At 45.2% G+C, this 16,593-nt stretch carries 17 protein-coding genes and 1 riboswitch; of the genes, 1 reads left to right on the forward strand and 16 read right to left on the reverse strand.

Annotated features, from left to right (window positions below):
- Positions 1 to 16 precede the first annotated feature (16 nt).
- From gerM to sdhC, 8 genes are all read right to left on the reverse strand, one after another.
- Entirely contained in the window at positions 17 to 1,117 is a 1,101-nt protein-coding gene (gerM, locus tag M0696_RS14215) for a spore germination protein GerM (RefSeq protein WP_222143295.1), read from the reverse strand.
- Between the two features lie 113 nt (positions 1,118 to 1,230).
- Complete coding sequence (gene racE, locus M0696_RS14220) at positions 1,231 to 2,049, reverse strand: glutamate racemase (RefSeq protein WP_222143296.1); 819 nt, start codon at positions 2,047 to 2,049, stop codon at positions 1,231 to 1,233.
- A gap of 7 nt (positions 2,050 to 2,056) precedes the next feature.
- On the reverse strand, positions 2,057 to 2,497 hold the full coding sequence (locus tag M0696_RS14225; protein WP_166849920.1) for a MarR family winged helix-turn-helix transcriptional regulator: 441 nt from the start codon (positions 2,495 to 2,497) through the stop codon (positions 2,057 to 2,059).
- Positions 2,498 to 2,744: 247 nt separating this feature from the next.
- A complete protein-coding gene (gene gerE, locus M0696_RS14230; protein ID WP_003184172.1) occupies positions 2,745 to 2,969 on the reverse strand; it encodes a spore germination transcription factor GerE in 225 nt (74 codons plus the stop codon).
- Between the two features lie 115 nt (positions 2,970 to 3,084).
- On the reverse strand, positions 3,085 to 3,528 hold the full coding sequence (locus M0696_RS14235) for an acyl-CoA thioesterase (protein ID WP_222143297.1): 444 nt from the start codon (positions 3,526 to 3,528) through the stop codon (positions 3,085 to 3,087).
- A gap of 60 nt (positions 3,529 to 3,588) precedes the next feature.
- Positions 3,589 to 4,350, reverse strand: a complete 762-nt coding sequence (sdhB, locus tag M0696_RS14240; RefSeq protein WP_003222517.1) for a succinate dehydrogenase iron-sulfur subunit — start codon at positions 4,348 to 4,350, stop codon at positions 3,589 to 3,591.
- A gap of 2 nt (positions 4,351 to 4,352) precedes the next feature.
- Positions 4,353 to 6,113, reverse strand: coding sequence for a succinate dehydrogenase flavoprotein subunit (sdhA, locus tag M0696_RS14245; protein WP_166849915.1), 1,761 nt, complete (start codon positions 6,111 to 6,113; stop codon positions 4,353 to 4,355).
- 33 nt (positions 6,114 to 6,146) lie between these two features.
- Positions 6,147 to 6,755, reverse strand: a complete 609-nt coding sequence (sdhC, locus tag M0696_RS14250) for a succinate dehydrogenase cytochrome B558 (RefSeq protein ID WP_003222512.1) — start codon at positions 6,753 to 6,755, stop codon at positions 6,147 to 6,149.
- Positions 6,756 to 7,045: 290 nt separating this feature from the next.
- On the opposite strand from sdhC, the gene M0696_RS14255 reads away from it, so the two are divergent.
- Entirely contained in the window at positions 7,046 to 7,492 is a 447-nt protein-coding gene (locus M0696_RS14255; protein WP_048654943.1) for a YslB family protein, read from the forward strand.
- 40 nt (positions 7,493 to 7,532) lie between these two features.
- Here the strand turns inward: M0696_RS14255 and M0696_RS14260 are convergent, their stop codons facing one another.
- The 8 genes from M0696_RS14260 to fadR all read right to left on the reverse strand — a co-directional run bounded on the left by M0696_RS14260 (position 7,533) and on the right by fadR (position 16,562).
- Positions 7,533 to 8,765, reverse strand: a complete 1,233-nt coding sequence (locus M0696_RS14260; RefSeq protein ID WP_166849913.1) for an aspartate kinase — start codon at positions 8,763 to 8,765, stop codon at positions 7,533 to 7,535.
- A gap of 125 nt (positions 8,766 to 8,890) precedes the next feature.
- A riboswitch (Lysine riboswitch) is annotated at positions 8,891 to 9,070 on the reverse strand.
- Positions 9,071 to 9,134: 64 nt separating this feature from the next.
- Positions 9,135 to 10,907, reverse strand: a complete 1,773-nt coding sequence (gene uvrC, locus M0696_RS14265) for an excinuclease ABC subunit UvrC (RefSeq protein WP_222143298.1) — start codon at positions 10,905 to 10,907, stop codon at positions 9,135 to 9,137.
- A gap of 135 nt (positions 10,908 to 11,042) precedes the next feature.
- On the reverse strand, positions 11,043 to 11,357 hold the full coding sequence (gene trxA, locus M0696_RS14270) for a thioredoxin (protein ID WP_003222500.1): 315 nt from the start codon (positions 11,355 to 11,357) through the stop codon (positions 11,043 to 11,045).
- Positions 11,358 to 11,684: 327 nt separating this feature from the next.
- Complete coding sequence (gene abfB / locus M0696_RS14275) at positions 11,685 to 13,172, reverse strand: alpha-L-arabinofuranosidase AbfB (RefSeq protein ID WP_248602083.1); 1,488 nt, start codon at positions 13,170 to 13,172, stop codon at positions 11,685 to 11,687.
- 213 nt (positions 13,173 to 13,385) lie between these two features.
- Complete coding sequence (etfA, locus tag M0696_RS14280) at positions 13,386 to 14,363, reverse strand: electron transfer flavoprotein subunit alpha (RefSeq protein WP_166849905.1); 978 nt, start codon at positions 14,361 to 14,363, stop codon at positions 13,386 to 13,388.
- Positions 14,364 to 14,398: 35 nt separating this feature from the next.
- A complete protein-coding gene (gene etfB, locus M0696_RS14285; RefSeq protein WP_166849902.1) occupies positions 14,399 to 15,172 on the reverse strand; it encodes an electron transfer flavoprotein subunit beta in 774 nt (257 codons plus the stop codon).
- A gap of 14 nt (positions 15,173 to 15,186) precedes the next feature.
- Positions 15,187 to 15,963, reverse strand: a complete 777-nt coding sequence (locus tag M0696_RS14290; RefSeq protein WP_222143301.1) for an enoyl-CoA hydratase — start codon at positions 15,961 to 15,963, stop codon at positions 15,187 to 15,189.
- Between the two features lie 14 nt (positions 15,964 to 15,977).
- Complete coding sequence (gene fadR, locus M0696_RS14295) at positions 15,978 to 16,562, reverse strand: fatty acid metabolism transcriptional regulator FadR (RefSeq protein WP_003222489.1); 585 nt, start codon at positions 16,560 to 16,562, stop codon at positions 15,978 to 15,980.
- Between the last annotated feature and the right edge of the window lie 31 nt (positions 16,563 to 16,593).

Genomic DNA, 16,593 nt, shown 5'->3' on the forward strand with positions numbered 1-16,593 from the left:
TATCAAAAATCCCAATTTAAAAACTACCCGTATTCACTTGAGAAGGTCTGGAGACCGGTTCTGTGAGCTTTTCGCCTTTTTCATTTACAAGCTCTGATTTCCCGTTTACTTTAACTGAGACACTTTTTACATCCGGCTGCTCCGTTAATGTCAGTACAATGCTGTTCAGCACTTCTGAAGAAATCATTTTCGTCTTTTCATCGGCGCTGCCGAATATAGATTGATTGAAATCTAACGTCACACGTCCATCTTTGATTTTCGGTTTGCTGACAAGCTTCACGTCTTCACTGAAATCCGTTAACAGCCCGCTCACCTTGCTTGGGCCTTTAGCCAATTCATTGATCGCTGCTGTGATGTTGTCTTTTTCCGAATTGTCGATCCGTTTCGTCACCGGCACGTAGTACTCACTGTCTTCGTTTTCCGCCAAATAATAAACTGTGAGCGGATGTGTTGCAGTGAGATCATTCACGCCAGATGTTTCCATGTTAATTCCGTCTTTTCGGCTTAAATCATCTGAGATCGGCGTGCCGCCTACAGGCATCTCCTTCAGTTCATGGCCGTTTATTCTCAGCTTCACTTTATCTATCGAACTGAATTGCGTAAGCGTCCATGTCACAGATTGAACAATTTTCTGTTCGTCTTCCTTCTTATAATTTTTAAATTCATTAGAGAAATCAGCTATTGCTGTCCCATCTTTTTTGATGTCAACGTTAACAGTTGTATCAGCCGGCAGTACGGCTCTGAAGCCATTCGGAAGAATTTCTGACACAGGTCCGCCCTGAACGAGGTATTCAAGCGCCTGTTTAGCCGTGCCTTCACTTTTCGGAAGGGGCAGTGTTTGCGCAACGACATACCCGTTTTTATCAATGAGATAAAGCTCCCTCATGACAGTAGATGAGGCTTGATCCGCTTTGGCGGTATCGTTTTTTTCACTTTCTGTTTTTTCGGTTGCTGTTGTATTTGAATCGGTCCCCGCTTCATCGTTCACATATGTAACGTCTTGAGGCGGATCAATTTCCTCGGCTGCTTTATCAGATTGAAACAAACCGCATCCGGATAAAAGCAAGGCAGAGGTGAGACAAGTGGCACCAATGACTGCAGGTCCTTTTTTCAGCATACTTTTCCCTCCTAAGGCTGTTTGTACTATTATGTATACGAGCCTTATTAGGAAATAGACCGAAGAATTCCGGCAAAACAGAAAAAACCCGCAACATGCCGTTGCGGGCAAAACTATCTTCTAATTGGTTCTTGGAGTGAGATGCATTCAACATGGCCCACTCCATGGCCAAACCAGTCATCTGCAATTTTTGCAAACTGGTCACGTGCTCCTGTTGTCAGGAACTGATGATCCGGGGCAATCGGAGACTGGTTCAGCAGCCCTTTATAGGAGAGAATCGTGCTGACTTCCCGGGCTGTTTCATCGCCGGACGAAATAATGTTTACGTGCTCTCCCATATATCTCTGAATGGATTCTTTTAAAATAGGATAGTGGGTGCAGCCTAAAATCAGCGAATCAATCGCCGTGTCTTTTAACGGATACAGAGATGTTTTGACAATCTCGTCTGCTGTTTTATCAAGAAACTTCCCGCTTTCCACAAAAGGCACAAGCAGCGGGCAGGCAAGATTCTCAACCTTCAGATCAGGATTTAATGCCAATAGCGCCTCTTCGTACGCATTGCTCTTAATCGTATTCTCTGTACCGATGACTCCGATATGCTGATTTTCCGTCACTTTTATCGCTGCTCTCGCACCCGGCTGTATCACTCCGACCACAGGTATACCGACACTGCGCTGGATGTCTTCCAATGCGATCGCTGTTGCTGTGTTGCAGGCGATCACGAGCATTTTGATGTGGTGGTTTTCGAGTAAATAATTCGTCAGCTCCCACGTATATTGAAGAACTTCTTCCTCAGGGCGCGGCCCGTAAGGACACCGTTTCGTATCCCCGACGTAGATAATATTTTCTTTTGGTAGCTGTCTCATGATTTCCTTTGCAACGGTTAAACCGCCAACCCCGGAATCAATGACTCCTATTGGTTGTTCCAACAAAATCGCCTCATTTTCTCTTCATTTCATGCTGCAGTTTCATCAATGATTTTTCGAAGATGGCTATTTCTTCATCTGTAAACGTTTCGAACATATCACGCAGATATTCCTGCCTTTTTGCGATGACCTCTTGGATAATCCGTTCTCCTTCAGGCAGCAGATGTATCCGGACAACACGTCTGTCCGCCGGGTCCTTGACCCGCTCGACAAGCTCATTTTTTTGCATGCGGTCGATTAAGTCCGTTGTCGTGCTGCATGCCAGATACATTTTGCCCGATAGTTCGCCGATTGTCATATCCCCTAATTCATAAAGCCATTGCAGGCCGACAAATTGCGGCGGCGTAATCGCATATTGGTTAAGGATTTCTCGTCCTTTTTGCTTAATGATCGCAGCAATGTGGCGGAGTGACTTTTCAATATCCGCAACATGCTCCAAAGGTTTTGATGTCATTTGTCCATCCCTCACTCAAGGATCTCTTACGCACAAAAGCGTTCCGTGTCTATTTTCCTTCTTTTTTGAAGAAAATGCAAGACTCGCTGGAGAGAAATAGAGGGCTTTAGGCAAATAACATCAAATAGAAAAATTTGTTTTATGCCTTGCCATCCAAGTTTAGCCTAGCATTCCAAATACGATTTCAAAGCCCCAAACAAACAGCAATAACCGGCTCCTTCCTGAAGAGAAGGAATACCGGCAAGGATTAAAGCTCTAGCTCACCCATTCTAAGAAGCTCAACAACGGCTTGCGAACGCCCTTTCACACCCAATTTCTGCATGGCATTTGAAATATGGTTTCGAACGGTTTTCTCACTGATAAATAGCTCGCTTGCAATCTCCTTTGTTGTCTTATCTTGAACGAGCAATTCGAACACTTCTCTTTCTCTTTTCGTTAGCAGCGGCTTCGATTGAAATTCTTTCTCCTTCAAGTATTGTAACCCTCCTTGCTAAGGTGAGAGCGAATCAGAAACGAATGGGTTTTGATATAGTCGAGATATCATATGTAAGAAGGGCACAGGAGGTGACGTATACAAGAGAATTAGTTTATGGTGTATGAAGAAGCGTTTTTTTCTCCTCATTCGTCCAGCTGACAGCCCTGCCGCTTTCCTTTGAGACTTGTACCATCACAACTGCCCCAGTGAAGCAGGGCTCGCCTTTGCGGTTCTCTCCAAGATAGTGCAAGGTAAGGGATGAGCTGCCGACGGCGCTTGTTTTCACATAGATGCGCAACTCTTCATAAGGCATGACTTGCCGCAAATAATCGCATTGCTGGCTTGCCACGACCGTCATGGTCTGTTTGTTTTCATTCATCATATTCAGCTTTTTAAAATAAGAAATCCGCGCCTCCTCAAAGTAAATGAAAGGGATTACATTATTCATATGGCCAAACATGTCCGTCTCGGAAAATCGCACGTATACTTCATTAAAAAAAGAAAAGGATGTTCTCCATTCTTGGAACGGCATATCAATATAAGCGGGAAGCTTCATCTTTATTCATCTCCTTTTTGTTAAAAAAACCTCTCCCATGCGGAAGAGGTTTTTTTCTTCTTATACTCTGTCGCTTCCGAAGAAATTGCGGAACGCTTGTAAGTTTGTGTCTCTGTTCAATGCTGCAATGGAAGTAGTGAGCGGAATGCCTTTCGGACAAGATTGAACGCAGTTTTGCGAATTGCCGCAATCTGCAAGGCCGCCTTCATCCATCAGTGCTTCTAATCGGTCAGATTTATTCATGGCGCCTGTCGGATGTGCGTTAAACAGGCGGACCTGAGACATCGGTGCCGGCCCCATGAACTTCGATTTGCTGTTCACATTCGGGCAGGCTTCGAGGCAGACGCCGCACGTCATGCATTTTGATAATTCATATGCCCATTGACGGCGTTTTTCCGGCATTCTCGGTCCTGGTCCTAAATCATACGTACCGTCAATCGGTATCCACGCTTTTACCTTTTTCAATGAATCAAACATTCTGCTCCGGTCAACCTGCAAATCACGCACGACCGGAAATGTTTTCATTGGTTTTAAGCGGATCGGCTGTTCAAGCTGGTCGATAAGTGCCGTACAAGACTGGCGGGGCTTACCGTTTATAACCATTGAACATGCGCCGCATACTTCTTCAAGACAGTTCATATCCCACGTGACAGGGGTTGTCTTTTCACCTTTAACGTTAACCGGATTCCGGCGAATTTCCATCAGAGCGGAAATGACGTTCAGGTTCGGGCGGTATGGAACTTCAAATTCTTCATCGTAAGGCGTGCTGTCAGCTGTATCTTGACGCGTGATAATAAATCGTATGGTTTTTTGTTCACTCATGATTATTTCGCCACCTTCTTCTTCGAGTAATCCCGTTTCCGAGGCGTTATCAGTGATACATCGACATCCTGATACTCAAATTCCGGCGCTTCATACGGGCTTACATGTTTAGCCATTGTTGTTTTGAGCCATTCATCATCATTACGTTCAGGATAATCCGGTTTATAATGGGCGCCACGGCTTTCATTGCGGTTGTATGCGCCAAGGGTAACCACCCTTGCAAGCTGAAGCATGTTCGAGAACTGGCGTGTGAACATGGCCCCCTGGTTGCTCCATTTTGTCGTGTCATTGATGTTAATCTTTTTAAACCGCTCCATCAATTCCTGAATTTTATCATCCGTTTTCAATAGCTTGTCGTTATGGCGGACAACTGTGACGTTCGCCGTCATCCACTCACCGAGCTCTTTGTGCAGAACATAGGCATTTTCGGTTCCGTCCATGCTCATAATCTCAGCCCATTTTTCTTCTTCTTTTTTAACGTGAGCGTCGAATAAAGATGAAGACATGTCTTCTGCTGAAGCTTCCAAGCCGTTTACATATTTCACCGCATTCGGTCCGGCCACCATTCCTCCATAAATCGCGGAGAGCAGGGAGTTTGCTCCCAAGCGGTTGCCGCCGTGCATAGAGTAATCACATTCCCCAGCTGCAAACAGTCCCGGGATGTTTGTCATTTGATCATAATCCACCCATAAACCGCCCATTGAATAATGGACCGCTGGGAAGATTTTCATCGGAAGCTTCCGCGGGTCGTCTCCCATGAATTTCTCATAAATCTCAATGATGCCGCCAAGTTTGATATCAAGCTCTTTCGGATCTTTATGAGACAGATCGAGATACACCATGTTTTCGCCGTTAATGCCGAGCTTCTGGTTGACACACACATCAAATATTTCGCGTGTCGCAATATCACGCGGCACCAGGTTTCCATAAGCCGGATATTTTTCCTCTAGGAAATACCACGGTTTACCGTCCTTATATGTCCACACGCGTCCGCCTTCACCGCGCGCTGATTCACTCATCAGTCTTAGTTTGTCATCGCCCGGTATGGCTGTCGGGTGGATTTGAATGAATTCTCCGTTTGCATAATACGCTCCCTGCTGATAAACGATCGACGCAGCAGACCCTGTATTAATCATGGAGTTAGTCGATTTTCCAAAAATGATTCCCGGTCCGCCCGTCGCCATGATGACAGCGTCTGAACGGAAAGATTCAATTTGCATGTTTGTCAGGTTTTGCGCTACAATTCCGCGGCAGGTTCTGTCATCATCTAATACAGCGCCAAGGAATTCCCAGCCTTCGTATTTTGTGACCAGACCGGCAACTTCGTATCTGCGCACTTGCTCGTCCAGTGCGTAAAGCAGCTGCTGTCCCGTCGTCGCACCCGCATAAGCTGTTCTGTGATGCTGTGTACCCCCAAATCGGCGGAAATCAAGCAGTCCTTCAGGCGTCCGGTTAAACATGACGCCCATCCGGTCTAATAAGTGGATGATAGAAGGCGCCGCTTCACACATCGCTTTAACCGGCGGTTGGTTGGCAAGAAAGTCCCCTCCGTATACAGTGTCATCAAAATGTTCCCACGGAGAGTCACCTTCCCCTTTTGTATTGACCGCTCCGTTTATGCCGCCTTGTGCACAAACCGAATGAGAACGTTTGACAGGAACGATGGAAAACAGCTTAACCGCCATTCCTGATTCCGCTGCTTTAATTGTCGCCATGAGGCCGGCAAGACCCCCGCCGACTACGATAATGCTTGATTGACTCATGATAGCCCCTCTCCCTCTAGTAATCTAGTACTCTTATACAAATGCAAAAATCGCTTTTAAGCCTACGTAAGACAGTGCAACAAAAATAATCAGCGTAACGTATGTCGAAATTCTTTGAGAACGAGGCGTTACCGTGATGCCCCATGTAACAGCGAAAGACCATAAACCGTTCGAGAAGTGGAAAATTGTTGATAAAACACCGACAATGTAAAAGCCAAGCATAGCCGGAGAGCTTAAAATATTTGCCATCATGTCGAAATTGACCTCAGCGCCCATTTGTGCGGCAATACGGGTTTCCCACACGTGCCAGCTCACGAAAATGAGGGTGATGATACCGGTTACACGCTGCAGGACGAAGAGCCAGTTTCTCATATAGCTGTATTGGCCTGCGTTATTTTTTGCAGTAAACGCTATGTACACACCATAAACTGCATGATAAATTAATGGTAAGAAGATAATAAAAATTTCCAAGGCATACCTGAAAGGCAGACTATCCATAAAATGAGCAGCACTATTGAATGCTTCAGCGCCCCTTGCGGCAAACTGGTTGACGACTAAATGCTGAATGAGAAAGATGCCGACCGGTATGACGCCAAGCAAGGAATGCAATCTTCGAAAATAAAACTCTCTGTTCCCAGACATTACTTTACCCCCTGTTTGATAAGTGCGAAATGTGCTAAATCTCTTCCCCCACTTCTTTCAATTGTAAGCACTTTATTAAGATTTATTGACAATTTCATTTTACTCCTCCCTCAAAAGGGCGTCAAGAAAACGCGTACATAAATTATAATTTTCCGAATAGAATAGTTGATTCAAAAATTTTATTTTATCAATATATGTTTCTGTTTAATTTTTCATAAGAATTACAGGATCATTCTGTAATCCTCCCCCCTGTTTGGGCTATAATATACGTGGAGAGAGGGGAGACAGATATGAAGTCTAAATTTGAAGCATCTATTGACAACCTAAAAGAAATTGAAATGAATGCCTATGCCTACGAACTAATACGAGAGATCGTTCTCCCAGATATGCTTGGCCAAGATTACTCTTCCATGATGTATTGGGCAGGGAAACATCTCGCCCGTAAGTTTCCTCTTGAATCATGGGAGGAATTTCCGGCCTTCTTTGAAGAAGCAGGCTGGGGAACCCTTACCAACGTTAGCGCTAAAAAACAGGAGCTTGAATTTGAACTTGAAGGGCCGATTATTTCCAACCGGCTTAAACATCAGAAAGAACCATGCTTTCAGCTTGAAGCTGGTTTTATTGCTGAACAAATTCAATTAATGAATGACCAGATTGCTGAATCATATGAACAAGTGAAAAAGAGAGCCAATAAAGTGGTTCTGACTGTGAAATGGGATATGAAAGACCCAGTGTAATCAAAAAGGCGGTGACTGCATAGTCCCGCCTTTTTGATCGTCATGACACAGCTGAAGGGTGTTTTGAAAGCTCAAATGCATCGTGCAGTGCCTCGACTGCTTTCACCATGTCATTTTCGCTTACGACTGTTGACACTTTGATTTCAGATGTGCTGACCATTTTGATTAAAATGTTTTTTTCCGCCAGTACAGCAAACATTTCAGCCGCTACACCAGGGTTTGACACCATGCCTGACCCAACAATGGATACTTTAGCCAATTTGCTTTCTGTCTCGATTTTCTCGAATTCAAGCGCATCTTTATACTCTTCAAGCACCGCAACGGTTTGGTCTGCGTCTTCTGTTTTAACTGAGAAGGAAATTCCGGTCTGATTGTCTCCGGCCTGCGTTTGGATAATGATATCGACGTTAATGTTTCTTTTGGCAAGTGTTGTAAAAATCGTAGACAAGGTTGTCAAGCCGCCAGTCAGCCCGTAAATGGTTACCCTTGTGATTTGATCTTCAAACGCAATGCCTCTGACAATTAAATTTTGCTCCATGGATGATTCCTCCTCAATTAATGTTCCCGCTTCTGTTTCTGTACTTGAACGCACTTCTAACGGCACTTGGTAATTTTTCGCGAATTCAACGGCTCTCGGATGAAGAACGCCGGCGCCTAAATTGGCAAGCTCAAGCATTTCATCGTATGAGATGCCGGCAAGTTTTCTCGCTGATTTCACATAGCGCGGATCGGTTGTAAACACTCCAGGCACGTCCGTGTATATGTCACATTTATCCGCTTTTAATGCGGCAGCCAAAGCAACTGCTGTTGTATCTGAACCGCCCCGGCCCAATGTCGTGATTTCGCAATCCTCTGTCATGCCTTGGAATCCTGCGACAATGACAATCTTTCCTTGCTCAAGCTGATCTGCCAAAACCGAAGTGTCGATATCTGTAATTCTTGCGTTTCCGTGAACGGCTTCCGTGCGGATTCCCGCCTGCCAGCCAGTATAGGACACTGCGTCATAACCTTTTTCCTGAAGCGCCATTGAAAGCAGGGAAATGGTGACCTGCTCGCCCGTCGCCAGCAGCATATCCATTTCGCGTTTGCTCGGCTGGTCAGAAATTGCTTTTGCAAGGCCGACCAATTCGTCAGTGGATTTTCCCATAGCTGAAACGACAACAACGACTTGATGGCCCTTCTGTTTTTCTGCAATCGCGCGGTTTGCCGCATTTTGAATTTTTTCGACTGAGCCGACGGAAGTACCTCCGAATTTTTGTACGATAAGACCCATGTATTACCACCCTTTACATTTTGGTTCGTGCGGGTGAGGAGGAAGAGCGCTTTGTCCACAATAAAAAAAGCAATGAGAGGAATGCTCTCATTGCTTATCAATTAATCATCATGAATGATTATGAACAACGAGATAGCCCTCCAAGAAAATGATTTCTTGACAGCCTTACATTTATTCAATGCACGGCCAGCAAATAATACCGATGGGGTTTTATTTGCTTCGGCGACGCTCCCCTTTCAGCCTTTTTCACAGAATCCATCATTCTCCAAAGGCTTACTCTTGAAGTTCGCACCTCTATCTTCACCATATAACACGATCTAACTATGAAATTAGTTCACATTTTATCAGATCTTTTTTAAAAGGACAACATTATTTTTGTAATTTATCGTAAAGCAGCTGAGCCGCCGCTGCGGGAACACCCGCTTTTTTGATGTCCTCAAGGCTTGCTTCCTTCATTTTTTTTACGGAACCGAAATGCTTTAACAGCATTTTCTTTCTTTTCTCTCCGATACCCGGGATATCGTCCAATACGGATTGAAACGCGCTTTTTCCGCGGATTTGCCTGTGAAAACTGATCGCAAAACGGTGCACCTCGTCCTGAATACGCTGCAGGAGGTAAAATTCCTGGCTGTTCCGTTCCAGGTACACCGCCTCCAACGGATCCCCGATTAGTAAATTTGAAGTTCTGTGTTTTTCGTCTTTCGCTAAACCTGCGATCGGGATATCCAAGCTGAGTTCATTTTCAATGACATCCCTTGCAGCGTTGATCTGCCCTTTTCCTCCGTCAATGATGATCAGATCAGGCAGCGGCAGGTTTTCGCGAAGCACTCTCGTATAGCGCCTTCTGACAACCTCTCTCATAGAACCGTAATCATCCGGCCCTGTAACGGTTTTGATTTTATATTTGCGGTACTCCTTTTTGTTCGGTTTGCCGTCGATAAACACGATCATCGCGGAAACCGGGTTTGTCCCCTGTATGTTAGAGTTATCAAACGCTTCAATTCTGTGCGGGGTATAAATATTTAATGCTTCACCGAGTTTTTGCACAGCCCTGATTGAGCGCTCCTCGTCCCGTTCGATTAAGGAGAATTTTTCTTTCAGCGCGATTTTCGCATTTTTATGGGCCAGCATGAGCAGTTCTTTTTTCGGGCCTTTTTTTGGCTGGTGGACGTTTGTTTCCAGCAGCTGCTCGATCATGGATTGATCTACGCTGTCCGGAACTAAAATTTCCCTTGGGAGGAAGTGGTTATTTTTTGAATAGAACTGCCCGATGAACGTGAGAAACTCTTCATCTGCTTCCTGATAAAGCGGGAACATGCTGACATCGCGTTCAATGAGCTTTCCTTGGCGAATGAAAAAGACCTGTACGCACATCCAGCCCTTATCATATGCGTACGCGAATACGTCACGGTCGACTAGATCGTTCATCGTCATTTTTTGTTTTTCCATCGTCGATTCAATATGGGCGATTTGGTCACGAAGCTCTTTTGCCCGTTCAAACTCAAGATTCTCAGCAGCTTCATGCATTTTCTCTTCAAGCTCTTTTTTTACATCATTATAGCCGCCCTTTAAGAAACGGGTAATGCTCTCAACCAGTTCTCTGTTCGTCTCTTCGGAAATGTCCTTTACGCACGGAGCGAGACATTGGCCCAGATGATAGTAAAGGCACACTCGGTCCGGCAGCTTGGAGCATTTTCTTAGAGGATACAGGCGGTCGAGCAGTTTTTTTGTTTCCCTTGCAGCCTGTACATTCGGGTACGGCCCGAAATAACGCCCTTTGTCTTTTTTGACATTCCGGGTGACAATCAGCCTTGGGTGGCGTTCATGGGTGAGTTTTATGAAAGGATAGGTTTTGTCGTCTTTAAGCATGACGTTGTATTTCGGATCATGCTTTTTGATCAGGTTCATTTCTAAAATAAGCGCTTCAAGGTTGGAGGACGTCACGATATATTCAAAATCCTCGATTTCCGTCACAAGCCTTTGTGTTTTCGCATCGTGAGAACCGGTGAAGTAGGAGCGCACTCTGTTTTTCAGCACTTTTGCTTTTCCTACGTAGATCACAGTCTGCTGCCGGTCCTTCATGAGATAACACCCGGGCTGATCGGGAAGGAGGGCGAGTTTTTCTTTCAGTTGTTTGTTCATATGTTACCCTTCCTTATGTTTAATCCTTTGTTTCCAGTTTATCACGAACGTTTGTTTTTCTCTATGCTTCACGATTAGCGAATAAAAAAAGCGATCCCTCAATCGGAATCGCTCTGGCATGAAAGCAGCCGAAAATTAAAGATGTTTGTTTACAAGCTCTTGAAGCGCTTCTTTCGGTTTGAAGCCGACAGAAGTTTCAACCACTTCTCCGTCTTTTAACACAAGAAGTGTCGGGATGCTCATAACGCCGTATTTTCCGGCTGTTTCTTGATTTTCGTCTACGTCGATTTTTACGATTTTCAGTTTGTCTCCCATTTCTTGATCTAGTTCTTCAAGAACAGGTGCAATCATTTTACAAGGTCCGCACCAAGGAGCCCAGAAGTCAGCCAGTACGACGCCTTCGCTTGTTTCAGCTGAGAAAGATTGGTCAGTTGCTTTTACGATAGCCATTATTGAATTCCTCCAATTGTGAAATGATGATTTTTAGTATAGCATCTCCCATTCGTTCACGCTATTTTAATGCTTATAAATTATTTTTTCCTGATCACAATCGGTTTACTCATGTTTATCTGGGTTGAATGGGTTATGTCACTTTGCATTAAAACACAAATCTGATAATCGCCCCAATGACTACAATCGCCCCGATGATCATTAGAATGGTACGAAGCATAGAATAACATCTCCTCTTCACTGTCATGTACCTTTACCATGCCCTGCCTGAGCTGTTTTAAAACATGAAAAAGAGCGCCTGCATGAAGCTCCGGCGCTCTCGCTCGATCAAGAATCAGCACGCAGGGTGAGTAAGACGACTGACATTGGCGGAAGTTTTACTTTCAGTTTGTTTTTGTTGAGCTTGTATTGGCTGAAAGATTCCGGTTTGACGTGATGAGGATCGTCAAACGTGTTATGCGCATTCATTTTTTCTGCCGCGAGAATGACTCCAGAATGGTCCGCTGTCTTGTGAAGGCCTCTCAGCTCGATCTCAGCCTCCGCTTTGTTTTGGTGATCGATGTTGCAGATCGTGATATTGATATCGCCTTCTGCATGTTTCGAGGCCGAAATACTGATTTGCGGCAGCGTTTCACCCTTCCATTCATAATCAGCAGACGTTGTTTCAGTGTCTAGAAGAGAAGCGTCCTGGTGTACCTTAAACATATCAAATACATGGTACGTCGGTGTCAAAAGCATCCGGTCTCCCTCAGTCAAAATCATCGCTTGAAGAACGTTTACTGTTTGGGCGATGTTGGTCATTTGCACCCGGCGGCAATGCTGATGGAAAATGTGGAAATGAGAAGCTGCCACCAGCGCATCACGAATGGTGTTTTGCTGATATAAGAAACCAGGGTTCGTGCCTGGCTCAGGATCAAACCACGTGCCCCATTCATCAATAATCAGCCCGACCCGCTGCTCCGGATCGTATCGATCCATAATCGTGCCGTGTTTTTGAATCAATTCATCGATGTATTTGGCTTTTTTCATCGTAATGAACCATTCATCCTCCGTGAATTCTGTGGCTGATCCTTTGCCTTTCCAGAAATCACCCGGAATCGTGTAATAGTGAAGACTCAATCCGTCCATCAGGCCGGCGGCTTTTTTCATGAGCACGTCCGTCCAATTAAAATCATCCACATTTGCGCCGCCTGCAATTTTATATATTTCATTCCCGCTGTAATTGCGGACATAGGTTTGAAAACGCCGGTACAGATCAGCGTAGTATTCAGGATGCATATTGCCGCCGCAGCCCCAGTTTTCATTGCCCACGCCGAAATATTTCAGCTTCCAAGGCTCCTCTCTTCCATTTTGTTTTCTCCAGTCTGACATCGGCGTGCCTTCTTCAAACGTCATATACTCGATCCATTCTGCCATTTCCTGAACCGTTCCGCTTCCGACATTGCCGCAAATATAAGGCTCGCATTCAAGCAGCTCGCAAAGCATCATAAATTCATGCGTTCCAAATTCATTTGATTCAATTGTACCGCCCCAGTGCGTGTTGAGCATCGTCTTACGGTCACCAACACCGTTTGCCCAATGGTATTCGTCCGCAAAACACCCGCCCGGCCACCTGAGGACAGGAATATGCAGCTGCTTGAGCGCCTCTAGGACATCCTTTCGTATTCCGTTTATATTGGGAATGTTCGAATCCGTTCCGACCCAAATCCCCTCATAAATCCCTCTTCCTAAATGCTCCGCAAAATGACCGTATATATTTTTGTTAATGGTTCCTTTTACGATATCTGTTTGGATCACTGCTTGATGTTCAGACATGCCTGATCATTCCTTTCATACGAATATGAAAAGCACCACAGTCAAATATGTGATCTGTCTTTTGCCTGAGGAGTCAGCATGAATGTAAGCGCTTTTAAAGTAACCATATTATATATGTTCGTACATGTCAATGACATTTTTTCTAAATTTTATATTTGTACGTATGTATTTAAAGATATAAAAACCCCGAACTTCAGCAGTCCGGGGTTTCCTTTACGCGTGTATATTTAATTGTTTGAATTCCTCAGTTAGTAACGGGACGACTTCAAATAAATCGCCTACGATGCCGTAATCCGCTATTTTAAAGATATCCGCTTCGGGGTCTTTATTGATGGCAACTATCACCTTACTGTTGGACATGCCGGCCAAATGCTGGATGGCGCCCGAAATGCCGCAGGCAATATATAAATCAGGGGTAACGACTTTCCCGGTCTGCCCGATTTGAAGAGCATAATCGCAATAATCAGCGTCACACGCCCCGCGAGAAGCCCCCACTGCGGCTCCCAGCACTTCGGCAAGCTCCTGCAGCGGCTGAAATCCTTCCTTGCTTTTGACTCCGCGGCCGCCCGCAACGATAATTTTTGCTTCAGAGAGATCAACGCCGTCCGCTGTTTTTTTCACGACTTCTTGGATAACCGTACGGAGGTCAGTAAGAGAAACATCAACGCTTTCGATACTTCCCGACCTGCTGGCGTCTTTTTCTGAAGCTTGAATATTATTGGGGCGAATCGTTGCAAAAATCATCGGATCGGTTGAAATGACGCGTTCAAATGCTTTCCCCGAGTAAATCGGCCGCGTAAACACGACATTCTCTCCGGTAACGCTTACATCTGTAGCATCAGAAATTAAACCTGTTTGCAGCCGGGCCGCGAGCTTCGGTGAAAGGTCTTTGCCCATTGCCGTGTGCCCGCATATGACCGAATCTGGTTTTTCTTGGTCAATAATGGCCCTCATGACCTGGCTGTATCCGTCTGCCGTGTAAGCTTTCAACTTCGGATCCTCGGCTGTCAAAACTTTATCTGCTCCGTAATGGATAAGCCCCTGTGCAAGGCTTTGTACATTTTCTCCGATGAGAACACCGATGACTTCTCCATCGCCTGAAATGGTTCTTCCTGCAGCTAATGCTTCAAAGGTGACATTCCGCAATTCTCCATCGCGGATTTCTCCGAGTACAATCACTTTTTTTCCCATTCTAACATCCCCCTGTTTCTTTGAATGTCCAAGCTTTAAATGACTTTAGCTTCGCTGCGGAGCAATGAGACAAGCTCTTTTGCCTGTTCGGCAGGCTCACCTTGGAGAAGCTTCCCGGCCTCTTTTTTCGGCGGCAGAAAACGTTCAATGGTTTTCATCTTTGGTTCGGCATCCTCTTCGTCAATATCAAGATCATCAAGTTCTAGCTCTTCAAGTGGTTTTTTCTTGGCCTTCATAATACCCGGAAGCGATGGATAACGCGGTTCGTTTAAGCCCTGCTGAGCTGTGACAAGCAATGGGAGTGTCGTTTTGATTTTTTCAACATCTCCTTCGACGTCTCTTTCTGCTTCTGCATCAGTGCCGTTGATTTCGAGTTTGGTGATCGTTGTGATGCACGGAATGTCCAGTAGCTCGGCAAGCCGAGGCGCCACTTGTCCTGATCCTCCATCAATGGCAACATTTCCGCCGAGAATCAAATCAAACTCCTGATCCTTCATATAGTGGTATAAAACTTGAGAAATGGAATATTGGTCGGGTTCTTCGAGATCATCTTCTATGTTGATTAAAACGGCTTGGTCACATCCCATGGCAAGCGCAGTGCGCAATTCCTTCTCCGCTTCTTCGCCGCCGACAGTGACAGCGGTGATCGTGCCGCCGTGCTTTTCCTTCAGCTGGATGGCTTCTTCTATCGCGTACTCGTCGTATGGATTAATGATCCATTCCGCTCCGTCATCCTGAATCTTTCCTGCTTCAATGACGATTTTTTCTTCTGTGTCAAACGTCCGTTTCATCAGTACAAATAGATTCATGATCATATCCCCTTTTATTCGCCTTTGAACTGAGGCTTTCTTTTTTCGAGAAATGCCTGGATGCCTTCTTTGGCGTCCTCTGACTCAAATGTTTCTCCAAATCGTTTTGCTTCAAGCTTTAAGCTGCCTTCATACGAATACACCTTGTTGGAATAAAGAAGCTCAAGCAGAGATGCCAGCGTTTGCGGGCTTTTTTCTGCAAACTTAGCGGCAAGTGCTTTTGCTTTTTCAAGCACTTCTGCTTCATCTTTTGCTCCAATTGACACAAGCCCGAGATCAAGCGCTTCTTTTCCGGATATCGGTTCTCCTGATCCGATGAGCTCTAGTGCTTTGGCTGTACCGACATATCTCGGAAGACGCTGTGTACCCGCAAAACCCGGTATAATACCGAGGTTAAGTTCCGGGAGCCCCAGCTTGGCGTCTTCTGCCGCAATTCTGATATGACAAGCCATCGCAAGCTCCAGCCCGCCTCCAAGAGCAGCACCGTGAATCGCCGCGATAATCGGTTTTGGGAAGCCTTCAATTCTTTCCATCAGCTGCTGGCCGCGCTCAGCCAGCAGTGAGGAATCCTCGTTGCCTTTAAATGATGTGAATTCTTTAATATCAGCGCCGGCTGAGAAAAACCTTCCCTCACCGTGAATGATGATGCTTCGTACGCCTGCATCTGTCTCACATTGATCAAGACAGGAGGACAGCTCCTCTAATATCTGGCTGGATAGCGCATTTGCCGGCGGATGGTGAATCGTCAAAACTGCCACAAATTGATCAACTGCAAGTGATATTGCATTCATAGGACAGAACCCCTTTACTTATTGTGAATTCCGGACACCAACAATTCTAAAACGCTGTCTGACAAGGCAGCGAGATCGTACTTTTGGTCATTCATAACCCATGTTGTCACGGTTTCGTCAATCGTTCCAAAAATCATCTGCCGGGCGAGGCGGACATCGAGGCCTTCTTTTAATTCGCCTGATTGTATGCCTTCCATCAAAATACTATCCAAGATATTTAAGTAGCCTTTTAATATTTCATTGATTTTCTGGCGCAGCTCCAAGTTTGACTGGCGGAGCTCAAGCTGAGTGACAATCGCGAGATTATGGTCATCCGCTAAAAGGGAAAAATGCTTTGAAATCACAAGCGCCAGTTTCTCTTTCGCTGTCGTCTTTTCTTTTATGTCCTCTTCCATTCGCTCAATAAATTGGCCCATTTTTTCTTTGAAAAGAGAAATTAAAATGTCTTCTTTGTTTTTGAAATAGAGATAGATGGTGCCGTCCGCCACTCCGGCTTGTTTGGCAATTTTGGATACCTGTGACTGGTGGTAGCCGTTTTCCGCAATGACTTCTACTGCTGCATCAATAATCTGCATATACTTTGGCCGTTTTTGCTTCAATGTTCATCGTTCCTTCCTATAGAAATGAATG

It is taken from the genome of Bacillus rugosus (genome assembly GCF_023238245.1).
In the GTDB taxonomy this organism is placed as follows: Bacteria; Bacillota; Bacilli; order Bacillales; family Bacillaceae; genus Bacillus; species Bacillus rugosus.

Excerpts from the sequence above, each read along its gene's own strand:
- gerM (WP_222143295.1), bottom strand. The coding sequence starts at position 1,117 with ATGCTGAAAAAAGGACCTGCAGTCATTGGTGCCACTTGTCTCACCTCT.
- M0696_RS14225 (WP_166849920.1), bottom strand. The coding sequence starts at position 2,497 with ATGACATCAAAACCTTTGGAGCATGTTGCGGATATTGAAAAGTCACTC.
- M0696_RS14235 (WP_222143297.1), bottom strand. The coding sequence starts at position 3,528 with ATGAAGCTTCCCGCTTATATTGATATGCCGTTCCAAGAATGGAGAACA.
- sdhB (WP_003222517.1), bottom strand. The coding sequence starts at position 4,350 with ATGAGTGAACAAAAAACCATACGATTTATTATCACGCGTCAAGATACA.
- sdhA (WP_166849915.1), bottom strand. The coding sequence starts at position 6,113 with ATGAGTCAATCAAGCATTATCGTAGTCGGCGGGGGTCTTGCCGGCCTC.
- sdhC (WP_003222512.1), bottom strand. The coding sequence starts at position 6,755 with ATGTCTGGGAACAGAGAGTTTTATTTTCGAAGATTGCATTCCTTGCTT.
- M0696_RS14255 (WP_048654943.1), top strand. The coding sequence starts at position 7,046 with ATGAAGTCTAAATTTGAAGCATCTATTGACAACCTAAAAGAAATTGAA.
- M0696_RS14260 (WP_166849913.1), bottom strand. The coding sequence starts at position 8,765 with ATGGGTCTTATCGTACAAAAATTCGGAGGTACTTCCGTCGGCTCAGTC.
- uvrC (WP_222143298.1), bottom strand. The coding sequence starts at position 10,907 with ATGAACAAACAACTGAAAGAAAAACTCGCCCTCCTTCCCGATCAGCCC.
- trxA (WP_003222500.1), bottom strand. The coding sequence starts at position 11,357 with ATGGCTATCGTAAAAGCAACTGACCAATCTTTCTCAGCTGAAACAAGC.
- abfB (WP_248602083.1), bottom strand. The coding sequence starts at position 13,172 with ATGTCTGAACATCAAGCAGTGATCCAAACAGATATCGTAAAAGGAACC.
- etfA (WP_166849905.1), bottom strand. The coding sequence starts at position 14,363 with ATGGGAAAAAAAGTGATTGTACTCGGAGAAATCCGCGATGGAGAATTG.
- etfB (WP_166849902.1), bottom strand. The coding sequence starts at position 15,172 with ATGAATCTATTTGTACTGATGAAACGGACGTTTGACACAGAAGAAAAA.
- M0696_RS14290 (WP_222143301.1), bottom strand. The coding sequence starts at position 15,963 with ATGAATGCAATATCACTTGCAGTTGATCAATTTGTGGCAGTTTTGACG.